Below are 26,426 nucleotides of genomic sequence, written 5' to 3'. Positions count from 1 at the left end.
CAGGCGGCAGGCGGTCTAGCCGGGCATCTCTTGACGGCCGGAGCGGTGACGCAGCCAAAGCAGACCGAACCCGATGAGCGGAATGGCGATGTCCATATAGAAAACCACGCCTGCATTGCCCGGCGCGAAATTCCGGTGCTCGACCATCTGGTAGACATGACCCGCCGCCGCGCCGAGCATGAACAGCGCCGGGCCGACGACCGCGGCAAGCCTCAGATCGAAACTTCGGAAGGCTGCAAGAAATCCGACGGCGGAAAAGCCAAGGCTCGCAGTGGCAACCTCGAATTGGAACGGGCTATCGGGCCAGCCGATGAACGAGGCGACCATCTCTCCAAAGAAAGCGTGCATCACAAAATTATAGAAATAGCCGACGCCGATCGACCAGAACACGTACCAGGACAGTAGCTTTTCGACGACGGTTGCGCTGGAGACGGGCTTCTCCGCGCGAGCAATGGCAACCAATGCGAACGCAAACCCGACGACAAGAAACGTCAGCGAATAATTCGACAGCACGAAGCGGATGATGGACGCAATCAGGTCAGCCATGTCTCACCTCCGCGCATTGCGAGAGCCCGGTGACCGGGCGTCAGTCCTCGAACATGTTTACATCAAAACCGAGCAGGTCCCACGACGCGAGCATATGCGCGGGCAGTGGCGCGGTAACGTCGATCGTCTTGCCGCCCTTGGGATGCGGAATGACGAGACGACGCGCATGCAGGTGCAGCTTCTTCTCGATGTTCTCGGCCGGCATGTGAACGTCGCCTTCGTACTTGTTGTCGCCGACGATCGGATGCCCGATGAGGTGCATGTGCGCGCGGAGCTGGTGCTGACGTCCGGTCACCGGCTTCAACGACACCCACGCAGCCTTGTGCGCGGCGCGGTCGACCACCGAATAGTGCGTTGTCGCGTGCATCGCCGCGTCTTGCTCGCCGGGGCGCGCTTTGCGAACGCGGTCGCCGTCAGGTCCCGACGCCTTGACCAGCGCGGCTTCGACCTTGCCCTGCGGCGGCTTCGGAACGCCTTTGACCAGCGCCCAATAGGTCTTGGCCGCCGAACGCGTCTGGAATGTCCGGCCGAGCTTCGCAGCCGCCTCACGCGTTTTCGCAACGAGAAGCACGCCCGTCGTGTCGCGGTCGAGCCGATGGACGAGGCGCGGCCGCTCGCCGCCGAAACGGTCGGCCATGCCTTCAAGCATGCCGTCGATGTGTTTCTTGGTCCCCGTTCCGCCCTGCACCGCCAGACCGAACGGCTTGTTCAGGACGAGCACATGATCGTCCTCGAAAAGGATCATCTTCTCGATGGCGTCGCGATCGCCCTTCGAGACGCCAAGCGCCGGCCGTCCTGTCGGGCTTAGCTTTTTCGGCTCGCGCACGATGGCCGGAACACGAATTTCGGCTCCGGCGCTCAACCGGTCGTTGGCCTGCGCCCGCTTGGAGTTGACCCGCACCTGCCCCGAACGCAGCAGCTTCTGAAGGTACGTGTAGCCGACCTCCGGAAAATGCACCCGGAACCAGCGATCGAGGCGCATATCCGCCTCGCCATCCGCAACTGTAATCGTCTCGACGCTCATGGATATGGGAGAGCCCGGAATTCGCCTTGAGGTCAAGCGTGGCATGCTCGACCGCACCGGCGATCAACGCCTTTTTACTCTGGTCCGATGCGGTGGAGCGCGCCACCTGAGCTTGCATAGGGTTAACGCCGACACCCGTCACGGTCGAGACAAAATCCTGGTCGAAGTTCGATGCTTGTACTGCGTGTGTGAGGGAGTTTGCGCCAATGGCCGATACGCGAGGCGTCTTGATCCTCGGCGAAGGCGCCGTACTGAAAGGCGAGGTCAAACAGGGCCGCCGCGTCGAAGTCTGGGGCTACGTCGAAGGCGGCGTGACGGCCTCCGAACTCGTGGTCCAGGAGGGCGGCAAGGTCTTCGGCAACGTCAAAACGGACACCGCCGAAGTTTACGGCACGCTTCAGGGCGACGTCCGCGTTCAGCAGCTCTTCACTCTGAAAAGCACCGGCACCGCGGCAGGCAAGATCAAATACGGCCGCCTCGCGATGGAGGAAGGCGCCGAGCTTTCCGCGCATGTCCGCAACATCCCGCCGGCAATTGCGGGCGACCTCGATCTCTCCGTCGACAAGGGCCGCTCGGTACGCATCACGCTGGCCGACTTGAACGCCGTCGATCCGGACGACAAGCCCGAGGATCTGACGTTCTCCGTCTCGAACGCCAACGGCGGCTTCGTGGCGTTCGCCGCGGCCCAAAAGACGCCGGTCACCACCTTCTCGCAGGCCGACCTCGAAGGCGGCCAAGTCTATTTCTCCCATGACGGGTCTGACGGCATCAAAGCCCAGTTCGACGTGTCCGTGGCCGATGCATCGGGCGCCAGCTCCGGCCCTGCCATGACCGTTCATGTCGCGGTCCGGCCGTAGGGCCAGTTACGCGTCATAATCCGGGATATGGGGATGGCCGATAAAGGCCGAACCTTCGCGTTTGGATCGGCGCGCGCCCGGCTCTATATAAGCGCGTCATGACCAATCTCTTTGAAGCCGCTGGACTGGAAAAAAGCGCACCGCGTCCGCTTGCCGATCGCTTGCGTCCGAAAACGCTCCCTGAGGTCGCCGGCCAGGATCACATCGTCGGTCCCGATGGAACGCTGACCCGCATGCTGAAAAGCGGCCGCGTGCCGAGCCTCATCTTCTGGGGACCGCCGGGCTCCGGCAAGACGACGATCGCGCGCCTGCTCGCCAACGAAACGAACCTCAACTTCGAGCAGCTCTCGGCGATCTTTTCCGGGGTCGCCGATCTGAGGAAAGCCTTCGAGCGCGCCAAGATCATGCGCGAACAAGGCAAGGGCACGCTGCTCTTCATCGACGAAATCCATCGCTTCAACCGCTCGCAGCAGGATTCTTTCCTGCCGTACATGGAAGACGGCACGATCACGCTCGTCGGCGCCACGACCGAGAACCCCTCGTTCGAACTCAACGCCGCTGTTCTTTCGCGCGCCAGCGTGCTCGTCCTCAATCGTTTGGATGACGCGACGCTCGAAACGCTGCTGCAGCGGGCCGAAGCGGATGTCGGACGCCCGCTTCCACTCGATGCGGATGCGCGTGAAGCCTTGAAAGGAATGGCAGACGGCGATGGCCGCGCCATTCTCAATCTTGCGGAAGACGTCTTCGCGGCGGTTGCGCCGTCAGGAAAAGCGCTCACGCGCGATGCGCTCGTCAAGCTCGTGCAGCGGCGTGCGCCGCTTTACGACAAGTCGCGCGAAGGCCATTACAATCTGATCTCGGCGCTGCATAAAGCCGTGCGCGGCTCCGATCCCGACGCCGCGCTTTATTATTTCTGCCGCATGCTCGACGGCGGCGAAGATCGCCTGTTCGTCGCCCGCCGCCTTGTCCGCATGGCCGTCGAAGACATCGGCCTCGCCGACCCGCAGGCCCTCGTCGTTGCCAACGCCGCAAAAGAAGCCTTCGATTTTCTGGGCTCGCCGGAGGGGGAACTCGCACTTGCCGAAGCGGTCATCTACTTGGCGACCGCGCCGAAATCGAACGCCAACTACGTCGCCTTCAAAGCCGCGATGCGCGCCGCCAAGGAGCACGGCTCGCTGTCGCCGCCGAAGACGATTTTGAACGCACCGACGAAACTGATGGAGGAAGAAGGTTACGGCTCCGATTACCTTTACGATCACGATCAGCCGGAAGCCTTTTCCGGCCAGAATTATTTTCCCGACGAATTCAAGAAGCGTCCGAAATATTACGATCCACCCGAGCGCGGCTTTGAACGCGACTTAAAAAAACGCCTCGATTATTGGGCCAAGCTCCGCGCCGAACGCAACCGCCGATCCTAGTCATTTGTAAAAGGATGGTCATCATGGCTGAGCCTCAAGCACACGCCCCGTCGCCGGCACTGCACACGGTTTCGATCACCGATCTTCGCCCGACACAAATGACTGTCGGCATGCGCGAGGTCGAGGAAAAGCGGAAAGCATGGCGCGGCCTCGACATTAAGAAATCTGCCGGCTTCCTCGGTCGTCACATGATCCCCGTCGTGCGCGGACCCAAAGACAGGCTGTACGTCGTCGATCATCATCATCTCGCGCGCGCCCTACACGATGAAGGCGTCGAAGAGGTGCTGACATCGACGCTCGCGGACCTGCGGGCACTCGATAAGGAAGAGTTCTGGCGCTTTCTCGACAACCGCGGCTGGATGCATCCCTTCGACGCCGATGGCGTCCGGCAATCGCGCTCCGAGTTGCCCAAGACTGTCGCCGACTTAAAAGACGATCCCTATCGCAGCCTCGCAGGCGAACTGCGTTTCGCAGGCGGCTACGCTAAGGACGCGACGCCCTTCAGCGAATTCCTCTGGGCTGATGCGCTGCGCCGCCGCGTCGATTCAAAAACCGCGAAAAGCGATCCCGAGACGGCACTTGAAGAAGCCCTCGCATTCGCCAAGAGCGCTGCCGCCTCATACCTGCCCGGCTGGTGCGGCCCTCATCAACGCACGTAGGACAATGGCGGAGGCTCGATTGCCGAGGCTCCGATATCTCAAGCCAGCTTCACGTCGTTATGGAACTGGTTGCTGACCAGCGTCGGCTTCACATAACCGGCGCGGATCGTGAAATCGCCGAAGTGCTCGCCCTTCTCGCGGTCTTTCGCGTAATGCTGCACGATCGGCTCAAGCAGCTTCAACGCCTTCTCTTCGTCCACGTCCTGCGCGTAGAGCTTGTTCATGCGCGCTCCATCGAACGCCGCGCCGAGATAGAGATTGTAGAGACCGGGCGACCGGCCGACGAAACCGATTTCTCCGAGGTACGGACGTCCGCAGCCGTTCGGGCATCCCGTCATGCGCACGACGATTTCTTCGTCCTTGAGTCCTGCCTTGTCGAGAATGCTTTCGAACTTCGTGAGGAAGTGCGGCAGGTAGCGTTCGCTTTCGGCCAGCGCCAGCGCGCACGTCGGCAGCGCGACGCACGCAATGCTGTTTCGCCGCGCGCCGGAGAGCGACTTCGGCGCAACTCCGTGATCTGCCAGAACCTTCTCGACTTTGGCTTTGTTGCGCGCACCGATGTTCGCGAGAATGAGGTTCTGGTTCGCCGTCATAACGAAATCGCAGACATCGAGATCGGCAACGGCACGCATGGCGCTCCGGAGACGATGGCCCGGCACGTCCTTGATGCGTCCGCTTTCGACGTAAAGCGTCAGATGCCACTTCTTGTCTTCGCCCTGACGCCAGCCGATGTGATCGCCGTTGCGCGTGAACGTGTAGGGTCGCGCGGGCGCCAGATCGTAGCCGAGGCGCTTGTTGATTTCGGCCTTGAAGTTCTCGAGCCCGTGATCCTCGATCGTATACTTGAGGCGCGCGCGCGCGCGGTTCGAACGGTTACCCCAGTCGCGCTGGATCGTGAGGATGGCTTCCGCAACCTCGATCGCTCTTTCGTTGCTGCAATAGCCGAGCACGTCGCCGAGGCGCGGAAACGTTTCCGCTACGCCATGCGTCATGCCCATGCCGCCGCCTGCCGTCACGTTCCAGCCGACGATCTCGCCGTTCTCGACGATGGCGATGAAGCCGCAATCGTGCGCGAAGACATCGACGTCGTTGTCCGGCGGCACCGCGAAAACGAACTTGAACTTACGCGGCAGATACGTCTGCCCGTAAATCGTTTCCTTCTCCGGCGCCGTCGTCTCCTTGCCGGGGATGCGTTCGCCGTTGAGCCAGATATCGCTGTAGGCTTCCGTCTTCGGCAGAAAATGCATGCTGGTGCGCTTGGCGAGTTCGTAGGCTTCGCGGTGCGCTTTCGAAAGGTACGGATTGGCGATCGACATGACACCACGCGTCACGTCTCCGCACGCCGCGATGGAATCCAGGCCCGAGGCATAGATGGCCTGCATGGCGCGCTTCAGGTTCGACTTGATGATGCCGTGGAATTGGAACGTCGCGCGCGTCGTGATGCGCAGCGTGTTGTTGCCGTAAGTCACCGCGATGTCGTCGAGCTGACGCCACTGCGAAGACGTGACCAGGCCGCCCGCGATCCGCAAGCGCACCATGAACGAGTAAGCTTTATCGAGCTTCTTCTTCCCTCGCTCGCCGCGCACGTCCCGGTCATCCTGCATGTAGGAGCCGTGGAATTTGATGAGCTGCGTATCGTCGTCAGAAATTGCGCCGGTTTCGACGTGAACCAGCCCTTCGCGGATCGTGCCGCGAAGAAAGTCGCTGGCTTCCTTGATATGTTCGGTCTTCGATGGCTTGCCGTCTGTCATTTTATCCCCGCGGAACGAAGTTTGCCGCGCACAGTCCTCTGATGCAGTGTGATCGCCGTCTCAATAAACGTCGCGCTGATAGCGTCCGGCTTTCGTCAATTCCTTGAGCTTGGCGCGACCGGCGTCTTCGTCGCCCTTCGCGGCTTCAGCGAGAATTTTGACGAGCGTCTGATCGACGTCCTTCGCCATGCCCTTCTCGTCGCCGCAGACATAAAGATGCGCGCCGTCCGCGAGCCATCCGGCGATATCGTCCCGGCGCTCCCACAAGCGATGCTGGACGTAGATTTTCTCCGGCTGATCGCGCGAGAACGCAACGTCGATCCGGGTCAGATCGCCGGACGAGAGATAATCCTGCCACTCGAGCTGATAGAGAAAATCGTTCGTGAAGTTGCGCTCTCCGAAGAACAGCCAGCTCTTGCCTTTTGCGCCGGTTGCAACCCGCTCCTCGACAAATCCGCGATAGGGCGCGACGCCCGTACCCGCTCCGATCATGATGATCGGCGTGTGCCCGTCCGGCGGCAGACGATAGTGCCGGTTCGGCTTGACGTAGATCCTCGCCGTCGATCCGACCTTGCGGCGTTCGCCGAGATACGTCGACGACACGCCCTTGCGCTCCTTGCCATGCGACGTCCAGCGCACGGCGCCGACCAGAAGATGCGCTTCGCCAGGATGCGCCTTGAGGCTTGACGCCACCGAATAGAGCCGTCCCGGCAGCGGACGGAGCAGCCCGACGAGTTGTTCCGCCGTCAGCTTTTCCGGGTACGCTTCAAACAGATCGACGAGTTGCCGGTCGGCCGCGAACTTCGGATACGCTTCGCCTTCGAGCAGAGCCTTGACGTCGCTGCGCCCGGTGAGCTTGGCGTAATTTTCAACCGTGCCGCGCGACAGCGTGGTTACGTCGTACGACTTCTGCAGCTTGAGCAGCAGCGCAGCATCCGACGATAGACCAACCACTTTCAGCAACTCATCGACGAGAATCGGATCGTTCTCGGGAATGATGCCGATGGCGTCGCCGGGTTGATAGCTGAATGCGGGATCTTCGAAGGCAAACTCCGCATGCCACGTTTCGCGCGACGATCCCGTGCCGTTGAGATTGACGAGGCCAGTGATCTCGGCTTCGAGCGGATTTTCGGCCGTATAGCGCGGCTCGTCATCATCGCCCGCCGGCGCAATCGCGCCTCCGAAATCGACGTGAACGACCGTGCCGCCCGCAGCCGCATCAGGCGGCGCAAACTTGGCTAAGGACTTTTCCGTCCAGTCAGCGGCCTGCTTTGCGTAATCGAGGTCGAGGTCCGAGCGGTCAGCAACGCGCACGCCGCCGAGTTCCTCCAACCGCGCATCGATCGCCTTTCCGGTCGCGCAGAACTGCGTGTACGCCGTATCGCCGAGCGCCAGTACCGCGAAGCGGACACCATCGATACGCGGCGCGGCATCGCTCATCAAAGCCTGATAGAAGTCGACGGCCCGGCTCGGCGGGTCGCCCTCGCCCCAGGTCGCTGCATAAACGACGATGTTTTTCGCCTTTGGCAGCAACGCCAGATCGGCATCCGCCATATCGAAAACCTTGGCGTCGAGACCGTGCTTCTGAGCAAGCTTCTTCGCCTTGCCAGCCAGCGCCTCGGTATTCCCGCTCTCGCTCGCATACAGGATCGTCAGGGGCTGCCGCGGCTTGGCGGCCGGAATGCCCGCCTGAACGGCGCCGCTGCCCTGGGCTGCTTCAAACCCCGCGAAGAACCCGGAAAGCCACGCACGCTGCTGTGGAGTTGTCTTTGCAACGACCTTGTTCAGCGTGTCGATGTCTTCCGGCGCAAACGGAGCGTTATGCGGAAGCAGTGGAATGGCAGTCACCGAAGGCTCTCCTCGTAACACTTGGCCGATCTACCGACGCCGCCGCAGCGCACATTCGAGCGATCGGAAAACCCTTTGCCAGCAAGACTTAATGAGGCTTACCGGCGGGATAGAAAAACAAACCGTTGGCGGTGAGGTTGCGGATGCCTTTGGCTTATGGTTGCCAGGAAGCCTCCGCGCATCCGTATAAGCTTATTTTACGTCCTGTTGGAAGAATTTTCTACACCGATGCGGCATTCAACCCCAAATATAAGAATAATTTTCTAACATGCCACCAATTTCTCGGGCGGCGCGCAGCCGTTCCAACCCGCCCGAACCGCGCACCTGGGCAGCTCGGAGCAACATGCCTCGCGAATGGCCCTGCCGCGCGGTCGTGGTGGCTCAAGAAAAAATCCAACACCAGCACCGGCCAACCGCATTGCGCCGCGAAAGCACTCACACGCAGACGTGATAGACATTGATTTGAAAAGTTCTATCGCGAGGTGATGTTGATACTACGAACCCGGACGATCTTGACTTTGGTCGATCGATCCGCAGATTGGGCGCGCACAAGAAACGTGCCTGCACCAATCGGGTGGGCCCTCGGCGGGGCTTGCAGGAATGGAAAGCAGTTACCGCTTTGGAGGAACCACAATGAAAATCTGGACGAAGCCCGCTGTGCGCGAGCAGGAAGTTGGTCTCGAAGTGACGAGCTACCTGCCGGCTGAAATCGACCTCATCTGAGGATTGATTTCTTCGGTCTCACAACACTGGTGAGATAACGGCGCGGCGGTCGGTGCGGTTCATCGGCCGCCGCAGTCATATCCTTGCAAATTTTTCTGCGCAGCCTCTTCGGCGAGATGGCGGGCGCAAGACACCGGTATCCATGATCATAAAAGTGCTCGGGTCCTCCGCTGGGGGTGGATTCCCGCAGTGGAACTGCAATGGCATGCAGTCGGCAAAGGTTCGCTCAGGCGCTGCCGGGTTTAAGGCGCGCTTGCAATCGTCCCTTGCCGCTTCGAGCGACGGCAAGAATTGGGTGTTGCTCAACGCCTCGCCCGACATTCGCCAGCAGATCAACGAGACGCCCGAGTTGCACCCTGAAACGACGGGCGCAAAGCGTAATTCGCCGATCAAGGCCGTTGTCGTCACCAATGCCGACGTCGATCACATCATCGGACTGATCGGCCTCCGCGAAGGTCAGCCGTTTTCGATCTACGGTTCCGACCTCGTCCTCGCGACGCTGAAGGCAAATTCAGTTTTCAACGTCTGCAACCCCGAGATCGTACCGCGCTTGGAACTGCCCTTCGACAGGCCGACCGAACTGCATGGCGCCGGCGTCGACCTCGGACTGACGGTCGAAGCCTTCCCTGTCCCAGGCAAGGTTGCGCTCTTTCTGGAGAAGGGCGGCGCCAACGAAAATTACGGCAGCCGCGACGGCGACACCATCGGCTTGAAAGTGACGGATCGTAAAGCCGGCAAGTCGTTTTTCTACATTCCCGGCTGCGCCGAAGTCGACGCGCCGCTCGCCGATCGCATCCGCGGAGCCGATGTCATTTTCTTCGACGGCACGCTTTACGAAGACGGCGAAATGATCGCTCAAGGATTGTTGAACAAGACCGGCAAGCGAATGGGCCATATTTCGGTCTCCGGTCACGAAGGCTCTATCGCGGCTTTGAGCCATCTCAACGTTCGCCGAAAAATTTACGTTCACATCAACAATTCAAACCCGATCCTGGATGAAAATTCGGAAGCTCGAAAAGCTGTTGAAACAGCCGGGTGGGAGGTTGGTTTTGATGGAATGGAGGTCCGCTTATGAACCCGGTCAGCGTTGGAAAGAAATTAGCAGAGCTTCGCGGTGACGAGGCGCCGATGCCGGTCGCCGAATTCGAAGCAGCCATTCGTGCGGTCGGACCCGAGCGCTACCATGACCTGCATCCCTTCCATCACATGCTTCACGGCGGCAAGCTGAACAAGGGACAGGTGCAGGCCTGGGCGCTCAATCGCTTCTGCTATCAGTCCGCCGTTCCGCGCAAGGATGCAGCGCTCATCAGCCGGGTTTACGATCGCGAGCTTCGCCGCGAGTGGACGCATCGCATTCTCGATCATGATGGTCTGCTTCCTGATGAAGAAGGCGGCATCGAGCGTTGGCTCGTGCTGACGGACGGCCTTGGACTCGATCGCGAGTACGTCATCTCGCGGCGCGGCGCGCTTCCGGCGACCGTCTTTGCCGTCGAGGCTTACGTCACGTTCGTGCGCGAGCAGCCATTGACGATCGCCGTCGCCTCCTCGCTGACCGAGCTGTTCGCGCCGAAGATTCACAAAGAACGCATCGCCGGCATGCTCGAGAACTACAACTTCATCGACGACAAGGTGATGGCGTATTTCAAACGCCGCCTGACGCAGGCTCCGCGCGACGCCGATTTCGCACTGAACTACATACTCGAGAACGCCCGCACGCGCGACGAACAGCAAGCCTGCATCGACGCGGTGCGCTTCAAATGCAATGTTCTCTGGGTGCAGCTCGACGCGCTCTACCACGCTTACGTCGACGGACACATTCCTCCGGGAGCTTTCCGGCCGGAGAATTAACGAGGCTTACGTATGAACGCAGACGCACCGCGTACGAGAACGATGGTCGTCCCGGCTTCCAAGCCGGGACTGCCGACGCACATCAAGCTGCGCCACGACGCCGGCCGCGGCCGATGGCACGTGCTTGCTCCCGAACGCGTGTTCGAGCCTGACCCTATCGCTGTCGAGATTTTGAAGCGCTGTGATGGCGCGACGAGTGTTGAGGAAATCGCCACCGCACTCGCAAAAGAGTACAATGCACCGCTGCAAGAGATCCTCGCCGACACCATATCCATGTTGCAGGAACTCTCGGACAAGGGCGTGGTCAAAGCCTAGGACGCGTGAAACAGAACGGAGCCGATGTCATGAACGAAATCGCACCGTTGGAGCAGTTTTCGCCAGACCCAGTGGCGGAAGTCTGCGCACGCGCCCCGGTCGGCCTGCTCGCGGAACTGACGCATCGCTGCCCGCTTCAGTGTCCTTACTGCTCGAACCCGCTCGAGCTTGACCGCGTCAACACGGAATTGACGACGGCCGAGTGGCAGGACGTCATGCGTCAGGCAGCCGAACTCGGCATCCTGCAGATCCACCTTTCGGGTGGCGAGCCGACGCTTCGCAAGGATCTTGAGGATATCGTCGATGTGGCGGCGAAGGCTGGCCTCTACACGAACCTCATCACGGCGGGCGTGACGCTGACCGAAGATCGCCTGAAGAAGCTTCAGGACCTGGGCCTCGACCACGTTCAGCTGTCGATCCAGGATGTCGACGACGCCAACGCCGAGCGTATGTCTGCATATAAAGGCGGCCTCGCGAAAAAGCGCGAAGTCGGCAAGTGGGTGCGCAAGCTCGGCATGCCGCTCACCATCAATGCGCCGATCCATCGCTTCAATATCGAGAACCTGCCGAACATCATCGACTTCGCGGTCGAGATGGGCGCCGGTCGCATCGAGGTTGCGAACATTCAGTACTACGCCTGGGCATTGAAGAACCGGGCGAGCCTCATGCCGACTCGCGCGCAAGTCATCAAGAGCGCCGAGATCGTCGAGGAGGCCAAGGAACGCCTGAAGGGCATTCTCGTTTTCGACTTCGTCGTTCCCGATTATTACGCAAAAACACCCAAGCCGTGCATGGGCGGATGGGGCCGCGGCGTCATGAACGTCACCCCACAAGGCAAGGTGCTTCCCTGCCACGCCTCCGAAACGATTCCCGGATTGATTTTCGATAACGTCAAGGATCGGCGCTTGGCCGACATCTGGCTCAACGGGCAGGCATTCCAGAAGTATCGTGGTACGAGCTGGATGAAAGAGCCCTGCCGCAGCTGCCCCCGCGCCGAAATCGACTTTGGCGGCTGCCGCTGCCAGGCGATGGCCTTCACGGGCGACGCGGACAACACCGATCCGGCGTGCAAGTTCTCGCCATATCACGCCGCTTTCGTGTCAGCCGCCGAGCAGGAGAGCGCCGAAGCCGCGCCCCCGCCCTTCGTCTACCGCCGCATGGGGCCGATCAAGGCTACATCGGATAACTAGCGGCCAAGTTTTTGGCCCTGCAAGCAATTAATCGCTTCCGTGCGTCAATTCTGTTCGTCTTCCATTCAGAAAAAAAATGCCATTCTTCCTGCACTCAGTTATGAGTTGCAGAGTTGTCGTTGCTAAAAGGCGAAACGGGAAGGAACCTCAAGATGCGCAAGTGGATTTTGGCCGCCGCCATGATCACCGCAGTGCCAGTCGCAGCCGTTGCTGCTGACGCGGACGCGGGCAAAACTGTCTTTAACAAGTGCAAAGCATGCCACCAGGTCGACAAGAACGCTGTCGGTCCGCACCTTGGCAGCCTCATCGGCCGCAAGGCTGGCTCGCTCGAAGACTACAAGTATTCGGATGCTCTGAAGAATTCGGGCATCACCTGGGATGACGCGTCGCTCGACAAGTGGCTGCAGGGTCCGGCCAAGGACGTTCCTGGCACGAAAATGATTTTCGCAGGCATCAAGGACGAAGGCGATCGCGCCAACCTGATCGAATATCTCAAGACGCTGAAGTAGGCTCCGACCTGCTCGATCGACATAAGCGCCGCAGAGGGGTTCTGCGGCGCTTTCTTTTTGCGCTCAGGAAGAATAATTATATCCCAACAGGAAACAGATCGCCGTTCGATCGTCAGGCCCCGGCGAGCGGCTGCACGTCGCTGGCGTCAAGACGCGACAACATCTCGTCGATCGACGCGCCATCGATCCTGATGTCCGGAGCGACGTCCTTGAGCGGGACGAGCACGAACGCCCGCTCGGCGATCCGCGGATGCGGAACGACAAGATCAGGCTCAACGATTTTCTGGTCGCGGAAGGTTAGGACGTCGACGTCGATATTGCGCGGTCCCCAGCGCTGCGTGCGAACACGCGCCATGCCGTTTTCGACCGCCTGACATCGCGCCAGCAGTTCTCGCGCTGAAACGTCAGCTTTAACCGCGATACAAGCATTGACGAACCAATCCTGGTCCGTCACGCCCCACGGCGCGGTTCGATAATATCGCGAACGCGCAACGAGCTTGATGACGCCGTCCGCCGTCAAACGCGCGATCGCATCTTCGATATTGCCGACCCTGTCGCCGATGTTCGAACCCAGCCCCAGCACAGCGTCAAATGGATTGCGTGGAACTTTCGTCGCTGGGCCCGAATGACTTTGCGGCATCTGGCGTGCGGCTCAGTCGTATTTGATATATGCGAACCGCTGATCGTTATGCGGCGTGCCTTCGAGCCCCTTGCCTTCCTTGCCCGGCTGCCAATGCACCACGTCCTCGATCTTCTTCGCCAGTTCGAGATCCTTCGAAGTGATGCCCTTTGCGGAATGCGTCACCAAACGCACTTCAACCCAGGCATAAGACGCGGTGATATCCGGGTGATGCCATGCTGCTTCGGCCAGATGCCCGACCGTGTTGACGACCATCAGCGTACCCTTCCAGCTCGCCGTCTTGTAGGTGCGCCGGATCCAGCCGTCCTCAAGCTTCCACGCCGGTAGATTGGCCTCTAACCAGGCCTTAACGTCGGCTTCAGACATCGCTTTTTCACGTTCCGCACTCATCTTGCCCTTATTCTCCTTTTGTCGGACAACTCGACCTGGAGCCTAGCGCTCCTTCCCCCGCCAACGCAAACCCGATGCAGCTGCTTGGACAACACCAAGGAAAGGAATTCCGCTTCGTGAGTCTCTCATCCGCGTCTTCGGCAACGATCCGCGTCAGGGCTCCGGCTCGGCTGCACCTTGGTTTCCTCGACTTGAACGGCGCTATCGGCAGGCGTTTTGGCAGCATCGGACTGGCCGTTGATCACCCGGAGACGGAACTGACGCTGAAACGTTCCGCCCGGCATGAGGCCCACGGATTCGAAAGCGCACGCGCGCTGGCGCTCGTCAAAAAATTCGCAGGCGACACCAAAGGCGCGGGTTATTCCGTCGACGTGCAAAAAGCCATTCCCGCCCATGCGGGCTTGGGCTCCGGCACGCAGCTCGCGCTCGCGATCGGCGCTGCGATCGCGCGGATGGAAGGCCGGACGCTCACTCCCGACGACCTCGCGCAACTCGGCGAACGCGGCGCTCGGTCCGGCATCGGCCTCGCGGCGTTTGCGTCGGGCGGGTTCATCGTCGACGGAGGAAAGGGCGCCGACGACCGTCCCCCTCCCCTGACGGTGCGCTGCGACTTCCCTGACGCCTGGCGCGTCATGTTGATCTTTGAAAGGGACAGCGCCGGCGTTTCTGGCGAAGCCGAGACGACCGCTTTCGCCGACCTGCCCGAATTTTCGCAAAGCTCGGCAGCGCACATCTGCCACCTCGTATTGATGAAACTTATTCCGGGATTGAAGGAAGCTGACCTCGCCGCGTTCGGCTCTGCGCTGACGGAAATACAAGAGATCGTCGGCGGTTATTTCGCGAGCAAGCAGGGCGGCAGCGTCTGGACGAGCCCCGCCGTTGGACGGCTCGCCCACCGCATGCGCGACCTCGGCGCACGGGGAATCGGACAGAGCTCATGGGGCCCCACAGGGTTCGCGTTTGTCGACAGCCCCGATGCAGCACAACGCCTCTATGATTCTTTAGTCGAAGAGGCTAAAGGCGACGGTCTCAGCATTCTCGTTGCACAAGGCCGAAACACCGGCGCCAGCATCGAAGCCAGCTAAAGCCAAAGAAACGGAGCTTGAAAGATCCATGAGCGAGGCAACCCCTATTCTGCACATGCTCGCGCCGCAGAAGCACATGAGCCCCTTCGACGTGAACATGGCCGCGGATGCCGGCTATAAGGTCATCGTCCCCTACATTAACGTTGAGCTGAACGAAGTCGCTGGCCTCATCCAGGACGCCATTTTCTCGCGTCCCCCGAACTACGGTGTGCGCACCGGCTTCTTCATGGGTGGCAAGGACGCGATCCTGGCGCTCGACATGATCGAAGCCGCGAAGAAGGCGATGGTGCCGCCGTTCGAATGCTCGGTCTTCGCTGATCCCGCCGGCTCGTTCACGACCGCCGCCGCGATGGTCGCCTGCGTTGAAAAGGTTCTGAAGGACAAGTTCAACACCGGCTGGAAGGGCGTGAAAGTCGCCGTGTTCGGCGCAACGGGCGTCGTTGGATTCGCATCTTCGATCATCTCTGCCCTCGAAGGCGCTGATGTCCGTCTCGTCGCACACCGCGGCGTTGATCGCGTCATCAAGAGCGCCAAGGTTTCGAAAGAACGCTTCGGCGTCGATCTCGAAGCCGTCGCCGGTGAAACGCCGGAGCAGAAAGCCGACATCATCGCCAACGCCGATGTCATCTTCGCCGCTGCTGCTGCGGGTGTGCAGGTCGTCTCCGGCGAGCACAAGAAGCTCGCGAAGCATCTGAAGGTCATCGCCGACGTCAACGCCGTGCCGCCTGCGGGCGTCGAAGGCATGGAACTGTTCATGAACGGCGACAAGCTTCCGGGCTGCGATGCACTCGGCGTCGGCCCGCTCGCGATTGGCGACATCAAGTACAAGTGCGAGTCCGGCCTCTTCAAGCAGATGCTCACGTCCGACAAGCCGTTGGCGCTCGACTTCCGCCACGCTTACGCGAAAGCCAAAGAACTCGTCGGCATCTAAGAATGTGACCGACGAACCGGTCCTCATAGCAGCATTCTCCGGGCGGGCTCTCGCACAGTCCGCCCGACGCGCTGGCTACCGGCCTCTGGTCGCCGACGCATTCGGCGATCTCGACACGCGCAACGCTGCTGCCGCCGTTCAGGTCATCGACGGCGCGATGGCGACAGGCTTTCGAACCAAGCCGCTGATCCAAGCCCTCGACGCACTGGCGGCCTCCTCCGAAACCAAGCCGGTCGGACTCATTCTCGGCTCAGGCTTTGAGGATAAGCCGCGCCTCATCACGACGCTCGCCAGCCGCTATCCTCTGATCGGCAACGACGCAACGACCTACAAAGCCTGCAAAGACCCAGCCGTCTTTTTCGCAAAACTCGACGCGTTGGGTATCGCGCACCCCGAAACGCATTCCAATCCGCCGACAGATCCCGAAGGCTGGCTGACGAAACGCATCGGCGGTAGCGGCGGACGTCACATCCGCATTTGCGACGCGACAACCTCCGAGCGCCGCCGCCGTTATTTCCAGAAACGGATTTCCGGCGATCGCCTGTCGGTCGGCGGCGTCTTTGGAACGCATCGCACGCGTATCGCGTTGTCGCGCCAGTGGATCGCGCCATCGCCGGAACAACCGTTCCGCTTCGGCGGCGCAGTCTCGATACCGGATGTCGCTCCCAAGCTTCGCAACAAACTCGAAAGCGCCGCGCGCGACGTCGCGTCGGCGTTCCGCATCGTCGGCATGGCATCGTTTGACTTCATCGTATCGGATGGGACACCACACCTGCTCGAAGTCAATCCACGGCCCGGCGCATCCCTGGATGTGCTCGACGATGATAAAGGCTCGCTGTTTCGCGCGCACGTCGCGGCATGTCTCGGCGTCGCTGAAACCGGTGCTACGCCAGACGCGCCGACATCTGCTCGGGCGATGGCGATCCTTCACGCCGATCGCGGCGCGTTAACTCTCAGAGCAACACAGTGGCCGGTGTGGAGCGCCGATCGCGGCCCGCCCGGAACGTACATCCCTAAAGGCGCGCCGCTTGCCAGCGTTTTCGCCGACGCAGCAACGGCGGATGCGGCAGAAGCGCTCGCCAGGGCGCGCTTGGCTGAACTCGAAGACCTGATATACGAACACTCCTAATTCTTACGCCGACCGGAGCATCCCGATAATGCAACATGCTAAACAACCGAGCGTGTCCGCGCGCGCCGCCAAGCTCGTAGACGCGATGGTCGCCGACGCCGACGCGCTCCGCATTTCCGTTTCAACCGGAAGCCACGGCGAACGCATCATCGATCTCGGCGCCAACGTCGTCGGAGGCTTGGAAGCCGGACGTCGTCTCGGCGAAGTCTGCATGGGCGGACTCGGCACCGTTGCCTTCACGCAATCCTCTGGTCTGACGAATTGGCCGCTCGGCGTCGTCGTCAGTTCCAATCATCCGGTCATCGCCTGCCTCGGAAGCCAGTACGCAGGCTGGACGATCACGGACGAGGCGTCGGGTTTCTTCGCACTTGGTTCCGGTCCGGCGCGCGCTCTTTCGCGCGTCGAGGAACTCTACAAAGAACTCGGCTACATCGACAGCAATCCGCAGACGGCGCTCGTCATCGAGGGCGACAAGGCTCCGCCAGCAGCGGCCATCGAACATATCTCGAAGCACTGCGGCATCGATCCGAAGGGCCTGTCGATCCTCTACGCAACGACGTGGAGCCTTGCAGGCACCGTGCAGATCGCCGCGCGGGTGCTCGAAGTTGCTATCCACAAGGCGCACGCTCTGCACTTCCCGCTCGAGAACATTCTCGACGGCACCGGCACCACGCCGATCGCTCCGCCCTTCCCCGATTTCGTCAAGGCGATGGGCCGCACGAACGACGCCATCATCTACGGTGGCCGCATTCATCTCTTCGTCAAAGGCCCAGACAGCGACGCCAAGCGCCTCGCCGACAATCTTCCGTCGAACACCTGCAGCGCCTACGGCAAGCCGTTCGCCGAGATCTTCGCTGACGTCAACGGCGACTTCTACAAGATCGATCCGATGCTGTTCTCGCCGGCCCAGGTCATCGTCTCGAATGTCGAAACCGGCAACTCCTTCCACGCGGGCAAGCTGGCGCCGGAGATCGTCGATGCGAGCTTCCGCTGAGATAAAGCCTGATCCTTCGGGAGGTCCAGGCGATGGTCTCCACCTCGCCCTTCTGATTGAGGAAGGGCGGGGCGAATGGCACGCGCGCCGCATCGTGCGCTCGCTCGAAACCATGGGCGCGCGCGTCACCGTTTCCTCGCTTCCCCATTGCGCGTTCGACACCGGGCTCGAAAGCGGCATCGACATTCCGGGCTTCAAAGGCCGCTTGCCCGACGGCGTGTTCGTCCGCTCGATTTCAGCGGGAACGCTGGAGCAGATCACCTTTCGCTTGGGACTTCTGCACGCGCTGCGCGAAAGCGGCGTCCGCGTCTGGAACGACGCCCGCGCGATTGAACGTTGCGTCGACAAATCCCAGACGACTTTTCTGCTGCACAAGCACGGCGTAGCGACGCCCAGAACGCGCGTCTGCGAAACGCTTCCTCATGCGCTTGAATATACCGAAGGCCTCGATCGCCCGCTGGTCATGAAGCCGTTGTTCGGCAGCCAGGGCAAAGGCATCGGCATGATCTCCTCGCAGAGTGAACTGCCGGCGCCCGAAGCCGTCGACCAGATGTACTACATGCAGGACTACATCGCGCCGAAGGACGGCATCTTCGAAGACTGGCGCGTGCTCGCCAGCCGTCATCGCATCATCGCGGCAATGACCCGTCGCGGAACGAACTGGGTGACGAACATCCATCAGGGCGGCAAGGCGCGCGCGTATCTTCCCGACGAGGAAATGGCGGCGATCTCGATGGCGGCCATGCGTGCCGTCGATGCCGATTACGCCGGCATCGATCTGATCCGCACGCCCGACGGCGAACTACAGGTTCTCGAAGTCAATTCCAATCCCGCCTGGCGAGGATTGCAGAGCGTCGCCGACGTCAACATCGCGTGGGCGATCGCCGAAGACTTCCTGAAAACCGTCATTGCCCATCGCGCAGCGCTCGGCCTTGGCGCGCCGGTTGCGCTCGCCGCCGCATCATGACGACGGCTTTAAATCCAGAGCAAATTTCCTCCGCGTTCCTCGCAGCCTGCCGCGCCGAACTCGACGCCCTGAAGCCAGGCAATGTTCATCGACACTCGGCCGGGCACGGCATGGACGTCGCGCATTTCGAACGCGCCGCCGAAGCTGCCGCCGGACCAATCGCCGATCCATCCCTGAGCGTCGGGAAACGCATATTGCGCGCGACCGAAGCGAGCGTCGCCGCCACCGGCCTCAACACCAACCTCGGTATCGTGCTTCTCAGCGCGCCGCTCGCCAAAGCGGCGAGCGAAACGACATTCGCCATCGGCCTGCGCCGCCGCCTCGACATGATCCTCGCCGCGCTCGACGAACAGGATGCGACCGACGCGTTCGCGGCGATCCGCATCGCCAATCCTGCCGGGCTTGGACACGTCGACGAGGGAGATGTTCGCGATAACCCCGATCGATTGACTTTAATCAAGGCGATGTATCTCGCGGCCGAACGCGATCGCATCGCCAATGCGTACGTCACCGCGTACTCCGACATTTTCGATTTTGCGCTACCTGTTTTTCAGGATGCCCGGCGAGTTGCGATCGATTCCGATCTTGCGGTCACGACGTTGCATATGTCGTTGCTCGCGGAATTTCCGGACACTCATATTGCTCGCAAATACGGAGCCGCCGCTGCGGAGGAAATCCGCGAACAAGCGCGCGCATTGAAAGCGTATTGGTCTCCTGTTGCGTCTGCGAAATCGATGACGCCTTTAATAGAATTCGACGCAATAATGAAATCAAAGGGCCGCAATCCGGGCACGACCGCGGATTTTGTGGTGGCCACGCTCTTCGTCGCAGGGCTAATCGGCCAGAAACCTGCGTGAACGTCGCAAACTCCTACTAAAGGACTTGTCTCGGTCTATAACCTGAGGCTAATACAGGCCCGTGTCCGTAAGCTTTACGGGCCTATCCATTGCGGCTGGCGCTGGTACTCATGACACCTGGGCACCGACGTTCATGGATATTCATCGCCCGAGCAGTTCAGCAAAGTCCCGGCATCTGACGGGGGAGAGTTGGAGCTCGTATCGTTTCATTCGTGGGAGGAACCCCCCTTATGGCCAAAATCAACAAAGTGATGGTCGGCGAGTCGCTCGTCGGCGACGGCAACGAAGTTGCTCACATCGATCTCATCATCGGGCCGCGCGGCTCGGCAGCCGAAACGGCATTCTGCAACGCGCTGACCAACAACAAGGACGGCTTCACGACGCTTCTCGCCGTTATCGCGCCGAACCTCCCCTGCAAGCCGAACACGATCCTTTACAACAAGGTCACCATCAAGGACGCGCGTCAGGCCGTTCAGATGTTCGGACCGGCACAGTACGGTGTCGCCAAGGCCGTTCAGGACTCGGTTGCCGAGGGCGTGATCCCGGCCGCTGAAGCCGACGATCTCTACATCGCCGTTGGCGTCTTCATCCACTGGGAAGCTGCCGACGACGCGAAGATCCAGGACTACAACTATCGCGCCGTGAAAGAGTCGATCGCACGCGCCGTCGCTGGCAAGCCGACCGCTGCTGAAGCGACCGCTCAGCGCAACTCGGTCCAGCATCCGTTCGGTGCGAAGACTTGAAGCGGAAACCGTCCTCAGCAGGTCGAAAACAATAATAACTCTGCCCCTCCCATGAAGGGGGGTCTGCTGCAGCGATTGGGTAGACTGCTCTCAGGCCGTTACAGCGGTTAAGATGAGAACCGAAGCCGCATCGTACCGCGGTTAATGGTTCGCTGGAGCGGCTGCCGCTTAATCGAAGTTCTACCGGCCGGCGATCTCTTTGAGGTCGCCGGCCGAAATTTTTTGCGCATGCAGGATCGACGCGACGAGCGCTCCGGCGGCGCCTGCCTTGCCGATGCGCGCGAGATCTTCGAGACTACGAATGCCGCCCGCCGCATAGACGCGCCGCCCGCCTGCACGCGCCGCGATCGTTTCGAGAAGCGCGATATTCGGTCCGCCCTCGCTCGCAATCCGATCGAGCGTCATGACGATCACGCGCGTCGGCCAGAGCGCGGCGTCGGCCAACAGCGCCTCTGGTCCCATGAATTCGTCGCCGCGAAAATCGAGAGACAGCACGGTGCGGCCCGGAGCCTCCGCCGAAATCTCGTGCCACGCGCGAACGCTCTCGAGGCTTTCCGAACCGACGACCAGCGTCGCGACCGGCGCCGCGAGAACAGCGCGCGCCGCGCTTCTCGATCCCGTTCCCGCATCGATCCAAAGCTCGGTATTCGGCAAGGCCTGGCTGAGTTCCGGAACGAGATGCGTGTTTCGCCCGCGCCCTTCGATGCCATCGAGATCGGCGACATAGGCCCTGCGGAACGGATAGAGCGACCTCAAGCCGCGCGCGACGTCGCCGGGCTCGGACGTCGCCGCCAACGGTGTTTCGATCGGAAGATACGCCGCGCGTTTCCCCTGGATCGCACGTACGACCTTGCCTCGCGACACGTCGATAACCGGAATGATGTCCACTGCTTGCCTCCTCGCCAATTGAGTGTATCACGGGGTCGAATGGCGAGGTGAAGACGATATGACGATTGTCGCCGGTTATGATGTCGGTGGCGCACACTTGAAAGTTGCGCGTATCGAAAACGGCCGTCTCGCCGCAGTCCGGCAGATCGCATGCCCGCTATGGCAGGGCCTCGATCGACTCGATGCCGCGCTCGCAAGCGCCGCTCCGATTGTCAGCGATGCGACGATCCACGCCGTCACGATGACGGCCGAGCTGACCGAAATTTTTGCGAGCCGCGAAGACGGCGTCGTCGCCCTGCTCGAGCAACTGCGCCAACGCATTTCCGGTGAACTCCGGATCTTCACCGGGCTCAAAGGCTTCACCGACGTGCAGGCGGCGCGCGGCGATCCGCTCTCCGTCGCATCCGCAAACTTCCTCGCGACCGCGCGCCTCATCGCCGAGCGGCAGCCGCACGCATTGCTGATCGATTTCGGATCGACGACGACCGACATCGTCGCTTGCGACCGCCCGCAGGGCTTGAGCGATGCCGAGCGTCTGCAAACCGGAGAGCTTGTTTACACTGGCTTGACGCGAACACCGGTGCCGTCCGTCGCGACACGTGCGCCGCTGGCAGGGCAATGGCAAGGCTTGGCGCGCGACACCTTCGCGACGATGGCGGACGTGCGGCGCATCCTCGGCGAACTCGCAGACGACGTCGATGTGCACGGAACCGCCGACGAGCGCGGCAAATCAGTGCCGGAAAGTCTCGCGCGGTTCGCGCGCGGCTTCGGTCGTGATGCCGACATCCGCCATCTGGCGACGTGGCGCGCGTCCGCCGCATATATCGCCGAGCGTCAGTTGCGCTCGATCCACGACGGCGTGCTGCAGGTTCTCTCGCGTCCCGGCCTCATGACGAATGCGGTCATCTCTGCGGGTATCGGCGCGCCGGTTATCGCGCAAATCGCATCGCGGCTGAATTTGCCCGTCACCGATTTCGGTACGTTGATAGATGCTCCTGAGGATATTCGCATCTGGGCGACGCGGTGTGCGCCCGCCGTTTCCGTCGCATTGCTGCAAAGCAAGACCAGCTGAAAACAAAAACGGCCGCAGCAGTGACTGCCGCGGCCGTCGATGAAGTCGCGCGAGCTTCGCTTAGTCGCGATCGCGCTTCAAATGCACGATGTCGAACGTGCCGGCTTCCAGCTTCAGATCATAACGATGGCCGTTTTCACGGCGCGCATCTTCGATCTTCCAGTAGCCGTGGTCCCATTTGACGTAGCGCCAGGAAATGAATCCCATGCGATTCAGGCGTTCGGAAACGACACCCGGATCGTCCCGCACCACGTCGTGGCCCGCGAGAACGGGGGCCGACATCGCGAACGCCATGGCGGCGACTGCGAATGCCCGGCGCGCAAAGCGAGAGACTTCAATCATCAAACTCTACCTTCTTCTGGAAATTCTGGTCGGGAGGGCATGCTGACAACCGTTGCAGCGCAGCATGGTTCCCGAGTCATGACCCCAAGCGCGGCGTGAGACAATATCCCATCGGTACACTTGCGATCATTCGACACCCTTAAGTTGCGCCACCAAGTGCTGCGTTACGAACCCCGTGGCGCGCTTCAGCTCCTGATACTGGCGCTTGGCACGATCGCGATTGACGCTCGCCGATCTGGTCGCGGCAATGAGAATATTTTTTGCGGTGTGCTCAGTCGAGACAAACTCGATCACCTTGACCTTGTATCCCGACGCTTCGAGCAAAAGTGCCCGCGCCGCGTCCGTGACGAGATCGGCCTGACGCTGCTTCAGCAGCGGATACTTAATGATGCCCGCAAGTCCTGCATGCGCATCGTTGATCTGCGGCGCGAGTTCATGCTGACAGCACGGCGCCACGAGGATCATTTTCGCGTCGGCGCCGATACCGAGCGCCAAGGCGTCGTCGGTCGCCGTATCGCAGGCATGCAGCGCAATGACGACATCGGCGGCGGCCCGCTTCTGCTGCGCCTCAACCGCATCGAACGAAAGACCCGAAAACTTCAACGCACGCGCAAGCTCGTTGCACAGCTTGACGAGATCGCTGCGCACCTCGATGCCGGTCATCCGGCAATCTTGTCCAAGCGCCGTCGTCAGGTGATCGTAAAGCGCGAACGTCAGGTAGCCTTTCCCCGATCCGATATCGAGGATCGATAACGGCGTCTGCGCACCATCCCGTTTGCCTTCCTTCAGCAATCCATCGAAGATTTCAATGAAGCGGCAGATCTGGCGATACTTGCCCTGCATCGTCGGCTTGACGCGACCTTCCGCATCCGAAACCTGCAGCGCCTTGAGATAGGGCCGATCCGGCGGAACGAGATACGACTTGCTCCGATCATGCGCGACGGGTTCGGTTGGCTTCAATGTCGGCTTGCCGGACGTCAGATGCGGTTCGCGCTTTTTGCTGTACGTCAGCGTCACGTCGCGTTCCGCCGAGAACAACGTCGCGCTGAGGTATGTTTCCCCGATGAGCACTTTGACGGCATTGATGCCGTCGTTGATCGAGAACGTCTTGGTATCGTCCTTGCGCGCGAAGCTTGTGACGAGCTTCAGATGCGGCACGTCCTTCAAGGCAACGAGCGTCGCGACGGCTTTGCTCGCCTCGCCCTCGCCGCGAAATTTTCCAAGCGTCAGCTTGATGAACGTCTTGCCTTCGAGCGCTGCGGCAAGCGCCGCAATGAACTCGGCTTTCTGGGGATCTTTGCGCGTCATCGGGGTTCGGGCGACTTATCGAAACGTGCCTGCCGCCAGGCATTGATTTTTTCCATCAGCCATTCCCAGGCCTCTTCCTCGCGTGGACCGGCGGTCTTCGCGATCGCGATTTCGAGATACTTGAGCTCGTTCTCGACTTTCTCGGACGGCAGCATGTTGAGCCGCGTCGTTAGCACCGCCAATTCTAGAACCGCAGCCTGCGCGCGGTTGAATCCTTCCCAGACCTTATGCGTCTCTTGATGCACGATGGCGCACGCAAAGCGCGGCCGTTGCTCGTCTTCGATAAAGCGCTCGATCTTCAATTCCCAATGCGACACGCAATCGGCAAGGCGATGCCCCTTGATCGTCGTCGCGGCTGTGAGTGGCCAGAGCTTCCGCCCTGTCACACCACCGGCGAAAACGCGCACGTCATCCGTATGACTCGCAACCGCGAAGGGATGGGCTCTCAAATTCTCGAGCGTCCGCGACGGCTTGAACGGCGCGATAATCCAATGCGCCCCGTCCTCGATCAGCCCAAGCGGCGCGATGTACGCTTCGCCCGATGCATCGGTTGTCGTGATGATCGTCTCGACGATGCGCGGCATCAGCGCTCTCCTTCGCCCGCGAGAAGCGCGCGGAACCGCGCCTCATCCGAAGGCCCGAAAATGGACCACGAAAGGCTGCCGCGCGCAACGATCGACGGCATCACCGGATCGACCACGCCGCGTGCCGCCAAGTCATCGAGGCTGCCACCCTCTTCAACGTCGACGGATTTGAGAAGCACGAGAGGCGCGCCAAGAAGCTCCGCAAGCCGAGCGGCAAGCGTATCCGACGTCGCCATCCATCCCGCCGGAACGGCGGCATCGCCCGCAATCATGCGCAGCGGCGCCCAGACGGGCACTTTGCCGTCGCGCACCGCATCGGAAATCTCAGCCAGCGATTGCACAACAGTGAAACGATCATTCTGCGCGACGATCAGCTCGGCCATCTGATGCATCGCCAGCATCGCCAATCGATGCGCCAGCGCTTCGCCGAATTTCATCGTCGGCTGCAATGCACGAATGCTGTCGGCAAACGGACCGCCGCCCGGAACGACGACGACCGGAACGCGCGCCGCTGCGATCAAGGAGAGCGCGGCAGGCATACGTCCCGTTTCAGCGAGACTTCCACCCACTTTCACGACAAGCGGCGAGACAGTGTCCGCCGACCTCTCAGCCACGGCCAAACTCGCGCGCCGCGTCCCGTGTCGCGGGACGGATGATCTCGACGCCGCGCAGCGGACCGCGCTCCAGCTTTTCGAGCATCACGCGCACCGCGATGATGCGTTTGTCGGAAAGGACGTGCTCCGCGATGCGCTCTGCAAACGTCTCGACGAGGTTGATATGGCCCGCACGCGCCAACGCCACGATGAAGTCGATGATGTCGGCGTAAGACGGCACGTCGGCCATGTTGTCGTCGACCGTGAACACGTCGCGCGCCAATCGTGCGTCGACGGTGAAGCGCACACGCTGCGTGACGCCCTGCTCCTCGGCGTAGACGCCGACATTGCAATCAACGATGAAGTCGCGCACGAAAATGCTGTCGCCGATCTGCCGCGTTTTGGCGGCCGCACGCTTGAGCTTTGCCGCCTTGTCGTCGCGCGCGGGCTTGGCCGCTTTTTTCTTTTCCGTCATGCTACGGACTTCTCCCGTGCCGTTTCGATCGTTTGTACACGGTTGATTTCAAGCCGGACAGCAGCGACACGCGCCGGATCGAGCTTGCTCGAACGGCCCGTTTCACACAGCGCGCCGCGGAAGCCCAGCACATCCGAACCGAGGCTTGCGAGCGGCGCGATGTCCTCCAGCCTGAGCGACCCGGCAAGGCCCGACATCAATCCGGATTTCCGCGCCAGCAGAACGAACTTTGAAAGCTCGCTAGCGGGCAGCACCGTCGGCAAACGCCCAGCCGCCTTGTTCGCGGTGTCGAGCATCACGCCTGCAAAACCGTTCGCAGCGAAATGCGGAATGAGATCGAAGTCCGGAGCCTGATCGGCCATCAGCACCGCGACAAGCCTTGCGCGCCCGAGCTTCGCCTTCCCGAGAGCCGAGATCGCCGGTCGCGCATCGTCATCGCCGAAAAATCCGACTTTCACGATCTCGACGCCGGTCGCGGCCATATGCTCAACAGCTTCAACGAGAGCGCTCGGCTGAGGCGGAAGATCGCCGACAGTCGCACTAACCGGCAGCCGGCCGGAGACCGCTTCCACGATCTCGCGAACCACAGCTTCGGGAAGCGCGCCCAACGCGCCCGCCGACGGGTCCTTGCAATCGATCACGCCGGCGCCACCGGCAAGCACCAGGCTCGCTTCAGCGGCGCTCGTCACGCTCGCCAGAAAGGCGGGACGCCGCCCTTTCAAATTATCAATCATTCGATC

30 protein-coding genes are annotated in these 26,426 nt (G+C 61.3%); 17 read left to right on the top strand and 13 right to left on the bottom strand.

The genetic code is table 11. The annotated features are described in order from the left end of the window. Positions 1-15 precede the first annotated feature (15 nt). Both HDEN_RS07385 and HDEN_RS07380 read right to left on the bottom strand, forming a co-directional pair. Positions 16-546: a DUF6790 family protein gene (locus HDEN_RS07385; protein WP_013215523.1), complete on the bottom strand. Its 531-nt coding sequence runs from the start codon at positions 544-546 to the stop codon at positions 16-18. Between the two features lie 40 nt (positions 547-586). Further along, entirely contained in the window at positions 587-1,570 is a 984-nt protein-coding gene (locus HDEN_RS07380) for an RluA family pseudouridine synthase (protein ID WP_013215522.1), read from the bottom strand. 206 nt (positions 1,571-1,776) lie between these two features. On the opposite strand from HDEN_RS07380, the gene HDEN_RS07375 reads away from it, so the two are divergent. From HDEN_RS07375 to HDEN_RS07365, 3 genes are all read left to right on the top strand, one after another. Beyond that, entirely contained in the window at positions 1,777-2,427 is a 651-nt protein-coding gene (locus HDEN_RS07375; protein WP_013215521.1) for a polymer-forming cytoskeletal protein, read from the top strand. 98 nt (positions 2,428-2,525) lie between these two features. After that, positions 2,526-3,845, top strand: a complete 1,320-nt coding sequence (locus HDEN_RS07370; RefSeq protein WP_013215520.1) for a replication-associated recombination protein A — start codon at positions 2,526-2,528, stop codon at positions 3,843-3,845. Positions 3,846-3,868: 23 nt separating this feature from the next. After that, a complete protein-coding gene (locus HDEN_RS07365) occupies positions 3,869-4,504 on the top strand; it encodes a ParB-like protein (RefSeq protein WP_013215519.1) in 636 nt (211 codons plus the stop codon). 38 nt (positions 4,505-4,542) lie between these two features. Here the strand turns inward: HDEN_RS07365 and HDEN_RS07360 are convergent, their stop codons facing one another. Then, positions 4,543-6,255 carry an NADPH-dependent assimilatory sulfite reductase hemoprotein subunit gene (locus HDEN_RS07360; RefSeq protein ID WP_013215518.1) on the bottom strand — a complete coding sequence of 571 codons (1,713 nt, stop codon included), beginning with the start codon at positions 6,253-6,255 and terminating at the stop codon, positions 4,543-4,545. A 60-nt stretch (positions 6,256-6,315) separates the two neighbouring features. Continuing rightward, positions 6,316-8,103 carry a diflavin oxidoreductase gene (locus tag HDEN_RS07355; protein WP_013215517.1) on the bottom strand — a complete coding sequence of 596 codons (1,788 nt, stop codon included), beginning with the start codon at positions 8,101-8,103 and terminating at the stop codon, positions 6,316-6,318. Positions 8,104-8,736: 633 nt separating this feature from the next. Here HDEN_RS07355 and pqqA point away from each other — a divergent pair. The 6 genes from pqqA to HDEN_RS07325 all read left to right on the top strand — a co-directional run bounded on the left by pqqA (position 8,737) and on the right by HDEN_RS07325 (position 12,688). Further along, positions 8,737-8,826, top strand: a complete 90-nt coding sequence (gene pqqA, locus HDEN_RS07350) for a pyrroloquinoline quinone precursor peptide PqqA (RefSeq protein WP_041921595.1) — start codon at positions 8,737-8,739, stop codon at positions 8,824-8,826. Between the two features lie 142 nt (positions 8,827-8,968). After that, on the top strand, positions 8,969-9,901 hold the full coding sequence (pqqB, locus tag HDEN_RS07345) for a pyrroloquinoline quinone biosynthesis protein PqqB (RefSeq protein WP_013215514.1): 933 nt from the start codon (positions 8,969-8,971) through the stop codon (positions 9,899-9,901). Beyond that, positions 9,898-10,674 (top strand): pyrroloquinoline-quinone synthase PqqC, encoded by a 777-nt coding sequence (gene pqqC / locus HDEN_RS07340; RefSeq protein WP_013215513.1) that lies wholly within the window; start codon positions 9,898-9,900, stop codon positions 10,672-10,674. Before pqqB ends, pqqC begins: the two co-directional genes overlap by 4 nt. Before the next feature lie 12 nt (positions 10,675-10,686). Further along, positions 10,687-10,989, top strand: coding sequence for a pyrroloquinoline quinone biosynthesis peptide chaperone PqqD (gene pqqD / locus HDEN_RS07335; protein WP_013215512.1), 303 nt, complete (start codon positions 10,687-10,689; stop codon positions 10,987-10,989). A 29-nt stretch (positions 10,990-11,018) separates the two neighbouring features. After that, positions 11,019-12,179, top strand: a complete 1,161-nt coding sequence (pqqE, locus tag HDEN_RS07330) for a pyrroloquinoline quinone biosynthesis protein PqqE (protein ID WP_013215511.1) — start codon at positions 11,019-11,021, stop codon at positions 12,177-12,179. Positions 12,180-12,331: 152 nt separating this feature from the next. Further along, positions 12,332-12,688 (top strand): c-type cytochrome, encoded by a 357-nt coding sequence (locus HDEN_RS07325; protein ID WP_013215510.1) that lies wholly within the window; start codon positions 12,332-12,334, stop codon positions 12,686-12,688. A gap of 112 nt (positions 12,689-12,800) precedes the next feature. Here HDEN_RS07325 and folK read toward each other — a convergent pair whose 3' ends face one another. Both folK and HDEN_RS07315 read right to left on the bottom strand, forming a co-directional pair. Continuing rightward, positions 12,801-13,328: a 2-amino-4-hydroxy-6-hydroxymethyldihydropteridine diphosphokinase gene (gene folK, locus HDEN_RS07320; RefSeq protein ID WP_013215509.1), complete on the bottom strand. Its 528-nt coding sequence runs from the start codon at positions 13,326-13,328 to the stop codon at positions 12,801-12,803. A gap of 12 nt (positions 13,329-13,340) precedes the next feature. Next, complete coding sequence (locus HDEN_RS07315; RefSeq protein WP_013215508.1) at positions 13,341-13,718, bottom strand: 4a-hydroxytetrahydrobiopterin dehydratase; 378 nt, start codon at positions 13,716-13,718, stop codon at positions 13,341-13,343. Positions 13,719-13,834: 116 nt separating this feature from the next. Between HDEN_RS07315 and HDEN_RS07310 the strand changes: the two genes are divergently transcribed. The 7 genes from HDEN_RS07310 (at position 13,835) to fae (ending at position 20,424) form a co-directional block, all read left to right on the top strand. Then, positions 13,835-14,803, top strand: coding sequence for a beta-ribofuranosylaminobenzene 5'-phosphate synthase family protein (locus HDEN_RS07310; protein WP_013215507.1), 969 nt, complete (start codon positions 13,835-13,837; stop codon positions 14,801-14,803). A gap of 28 nt (positions 14,804-14,831) precedes the next feature. Continuing rightward, positions 14,832-15,734 (top strand): NAD(P)-dependent methylenetetrahydromethanopterin dehydrogenase, encoded by a 903-nt coding sequence (locus HDEN_RS07305; protein ID WP_013215506.1) that lies wholly within the window; start codon positions 14,832-14,834, stop codon positions 15,732-15,734. A 4-nt stretch (positions 15,735-15,738) separates the two neighbouring features. Then, positions 15,739-16,863 (top strand): ATP-grasp domain-containing protein, encoded by a 1,125-nt coding sequence (locus HDEN_RS07300; RefSeq protein WP_013215505.1) that lies wholly within the window; start codon positions 15,739-15,741, stop codon positions 16,861-16,863. 28 nt (positions 16,864-16,891) lie between these two features. Then, on the top strand, positions 16,892-17,857 hold the full coding sequence (gene mch / locus HDEN_RS07295) for a methenyltetrahydromethanopterin cyclohydrolase (protein ID WP_013215504.1): 966 nt from the start codon (positions 16,892-16,894) through the stop codon (positions 17,855-17,857). After that, positions 17,841-18,824 (top strand): ATP-grasp domain-containing protein, encoded by a 984-nt coding sequence (locus tag HDEN_RS07290; RefSeq protein WP_013215503.1) that lies wholly within the window; start codon positions 17,841-17,843, stop codon positions 18,822-18,824. Before mch ends, HDEN_RS07290 begins: the two co-directional genes overlap by 17 nt. Continuing rightward, positions 18,821-19,681 carry a triphosphoribosyl-dephospho-CoA synthase gene (locus tag HDEN_RS07285; protein WP_013215502.1) on the top strand — a complete coding sequence of 287 codons (861 nt, stop codon included), beginning with the start codon at positions 18,821-18,823 and terminating at the stop codon, positions 19,679-19,681. The genes HDEN_RS07290 and HDEN_RS07285 overlap by 4 nt, the downstream gene beginning before the upstream one ends. Positions 19,682-19,911: 230 nt before the next feature. Further along, complete coding sequence (gene fae / locus HDEN_RS07280; protein ID WP_013215501.1) at positions 19,912-20,424, top strand: formaldehyde-activating enzyme; 513 nt, start codon at positions 19,912-19,914, stop codon at positions 20,422-20,424. A 180-nt stretch (positions 20,425-20,604) separates the two neighbouring features. Here the strand turns inward: fae and HDEN_RS07275 are convergent, their stop codons facing one another. Continuing rightward, complete coding sequence (locus HDEN_RS07275) at positions 20,605-21,312, bottom strand: HisA/HisF-related TIM barrel protein (RefSeq protein WP_013215500.1); 708 nt, start codon at positions 21,310-21,312, stop codon at positions 20,605-20,607. A 58-nt stretch (positions 21,313-21,370) separates the two neighbouring features. Here HDEN_RS07275 and HDEN_RS07270 point away from each other — a divergent pair, with 58 nt between their 5' ends. Beyond that, positions 21,371-22,384 carry a hydantoinase/oxoprolinase family protein gene (locus tag HDEN_RS07270; protein ID WP_013215499.1) on the top strand — a complete coding sequence of 338 codons (1,014 nt, stop codon included), beginning with the start codon at positions 21,371-21,373 and terminating at the stop codon, positions 22,382-22,384. A 60-nt stretch (positions 22,385-22,444) separates the two neighbouring features. Here the strand turns inward: HDEN_RS07270 and HDEN_RS07265 are convergent, their stop codons facing one another. The 6 genes from HDEN_RS07265 to HDEN_RS07240 all read right to left on the bottom strand — a co-directional run bounded on the left by HDEN_RS07265 (position 22,445) and on the right by HDEN_RS07240 (position 26,420). Continuing rightward, positions 22,445-22,726 carry a PepSY domain-containing protein gene (locus HDEN_RS07265; protein ID WP_013215498.1) on the bottom strand — a complete coding sequence of 94 codons (282 nt, stop codon included), beginning with the start codon at positions 22,724-22,726 and terminating at the stop codon, positions 22,445-22,447. A 126-nt stretch (positions 22,727-22,852) separates the two neighbouring features. After that, a complete protein-coding gene (locus tag HDEN_RS07260) occupies positions 22,853-24,034 on the bottom strand; it encodes a class I SAM-dependent methyltransferase (protein WP_013215497.1) in 1,182 nt (393 codons plus the stop codon). Beyond that, positions 24,031-24,618: a DUF447 domain-containing protein gene (locus HDEN_RS07255; RefSeq protein WP_013215496.1), complete on the bottom strand. Its 588-nt coding sequence runs from the start codon at positions 24,616-24,618 to the stop codon at positions 24,031-24,033. The genes HDEN_RS07260 and HDEN_RS07255 overlap by 4 nt, the downstream gene beginning before the upstream one ends. Beyond that, positions 24,618-25,232, bottom strand: a complete 615-nt coding sequence (locus HDEN_RS07250; RefSeq protein ID WP_013215495.1) for an amino acid kinase family protein — start codon at positions 25,230-25,232, stop codon at positions 24,618-24,620. The genes HDEN_RS07255 and HDEN_RS07250 overlap by 1 nt, the downstream gene beginning before the upstream one ends. After that, positions 25,225-25,686: a dihydroneopterin aldolase gene (locus tag HDEN_RS07245; RefSeq protein ID WP_013215494.1), complete on the bottom strand. Its 462-nt coding sequence runs from the start codon at positions 25,684-25,686 to the stop codon at positions 25,225-25,227. The genes HDEN_RS07250 and HDEN_RS07245 overlap by 8 nt, the downstream gene beginning before the upstream one ends. Continuing rightward, positions 25,683-26,420, bottom strand: coding sequence for a (5-formylfuran-3-yl)methyl phosphate synthase (locus HDEN_RS07240; RefSeq protein WP_013215493.1), 738 nt, complete (start codon positions 26,418-26,420; stop codon positions 25,683-25,685). Before HDEN_RS07240 ends, HDEN_RS07245 begins: the two co-directional genes overlap by 4 nt. Positions 26,421-26,426: the final 6 nt, after the last annotated feature.

Source organism: Hyphomicrobium denitrificans ATCC 51888, from assembly GCF_000143145.1.
In the GTDB taxonomy this organism is placed as follows: domain Bacteria; phylum Pseudomonadota; class Alphaproteobacteria; order Rhizobiales; family Hyphomicrobiaceae; genus Hyphomicrobium_B; species Hyphomicrobium_B denitrificans.
This window is presented reverse-complemented; position numbering and strand designations above follow the sequence as displayed.